Genomic DNA, 2,105 nt, shown 5'->3' with positions numbered 1-2,105 from the left:
GTGCCACCACTTGCGAGCTGCAATACCCCCCCGGCCAGTACATCCTGGCCGAGCTGCAGGTCCTGGCCGCTGCGCAGGGTGATGTTGTTGCCGCGCAGCGCCGCCGGCAACCGCAATGCGCCGCCGGCCTGCAGCTGCAGATCACCGTTGCCGGTATCGATTGTGCCGCTGGGCAGATCCAGTGCGCCCCCGGCCTGCAGGCGAACCGCTGCGCTGCGGCTGTCGAGCGAACCGATGCGCAGGTCGCCCGCACTGGTCAGATCGATGCCCGCGCCCGCCAGCGACACCGCACCGCGCAGATCGTTGCCAGCCAATCCCAGTGCAATCGATGCATTGCTGCGCAGGTCGGCGCTGCCATCCACGCGCAGCGTGCCGTCCTGATCGATGCCGTTGCTGCCCACCGCCTGCAGGTTACCGCCCACGCGGGTCGTGCCGAAGTGCAGTTGCTGGCCCTGCAGGGTCACATCGCCGGCGACATTGGCCGTCGACAGGGTCAGGTGTCCTGCACTGCGTGCAGCCAGGCCGTCCGCCGTCACGCCCTGCAGCTGCAGCGGGCCATCGCTGGCCAGTGCCACCTGCCGGCCCTCCACCGTGACCGCATCGCCGAAGCGGTTGCCACCGGCCTGCAGGTCGATGTCACCGCCAGCGCTCAGCCGGGTCGTGCCTCCCACCTGCGCGGCACCCTGCTGGCGGATGTCGCCGGCGCTGGCCAGCGACAGCTGGCCGCTCGCGGCCACGTTGCCCAGCAACAGCGTATCGCCGGTTACGTTGATGTCACCGCCGGACAGGTTGAGCGCGCCGCCGAAACGGTTGCCGGCATTGCCCAGCGCGATGCGCCCGCTGCCTGCATCAACCTGCACCGCACCGACCGACTGCACGCTGCCACCCACTGCATTGGGCACGGCGACCTGCACGATGTCCGCGTTGCTGCTGGCCAGGCTCAGCGAACCGCTGCTGCGCAGATCGGCCCCCAGGCGCACGCCATCGCGGCCGACCACGGTCACGTTGTTGCCGGCCAGCAGCGCATTGGCCTGCACCACACCCCCATCGGCGAGCAGGGTCAGGTTGCCGGCGCCGGCATCGATGGCCGGCAGCTGCAGGCCTCCCCCGGCGTGCAGGCGCACATCGGACGGGCCGCCGTTGTTGAGGCGGTCGACCTGCAGATCGCCCGCTGTGCGTAGATCGACACCGTTGCCGTCCAGCCCGACCGCACCCGTGAAACGGTTGTCGGCACGGTCCAGTGCAATGGCGCCCTGCGTGCGCACGTCGCTGCGTCCGCCGACTTCGAGCGCCGCCTGCTGGGAAACACCGCCCAGGCCCGCGCGCGCATCCAGGTTGCCGCGGGCGGACACGCTGTCGAGCAGCAGGCCGTCACGGGCGGTGATGGCAATGTTGCCGCCCTGCAGGGCGACGCTGCCATCGAAGCGATTGCCGGCCTGGTCAAGGCTGATGTCCGAACCGGCCTGGAAGCGGCTGTTGCCCGTCACCTGCAGCGCGTCGGACTGGGTGATCGCAGCGGCGCTGTTGACCTGCAATGCGCCCTGCACCGAGGTTGCACCGAGCCGCACACCGTTGCCGCTGAGCCGCACGTCACGCGCGGCCTGAAGATTCTGCAGGTCCAGGGCCGTGCTGCTGGACAGGGTGATGTCACGGCCCTGTACCTGCAGTGCGCTGCCCAGTTGATTGCCGGTTCCGCCCAGCCCGATATCGGTGCTGGCGGTCAGCTGGCTGTTGTTGCCGATCGCCACGCTGCCACTTCCCTGGCGGATGTCGCCGGCACTCGCGGTAGCCAGCAGCGCGCCGCCGATGCTCACCTGGTCGAACAGCAGGGACGTACCGTCAACGATCGCAGCGCCCGCAACATTGGCATTGGCCAACGACAGCGCGCCCGTGCTGCTGGCATCCAGCGCGGCGGCCGTCACGCCATCCAGTGCCAGGCCCGGCTGCGCGCGGATCCGCACCTGGTTGCCGCTCAACGCGACCTTACCGGCAAAGGTGTTGGCCGTTGTATCCAGCATCAGGTCGCCACCGCTGCCGGCGCTGAAGCTGGCATCGCCACCGACGGTGAGCGTACCCCCCTGGGTGAACCCGGTGCCCTGTCTCTT

1 protein-coding gene is annotated in these 2,105 nt (G+C 69.7%); it reads right to left on the bottom strand.

Annotation, left to right across the window (positions count from 1 at the left end; genetic code table 11):
• A partial coding sequence (locus ACFQ6N_RS40390) for a beta strand repeat-containing protein (RefSeq protein WP_380659139.1) occupies positions 1-2,105 on the bottom strand: 2,105 nt, incomplete at both ends.

This window comes from Kitasatospora sp. NPDC056446, from assembly GCF_042796115.1.
GTDB lineage: Bacteria > Actinomycetota > Actinomycetes > Streptomycetales > Streptomycetaceae > Kitasatospora.
The sequence above is the reverse complement of the archived record's forward strand: the minus strand, read 5'-3'. Positions and strand labels throughout refer to the sequence as shown.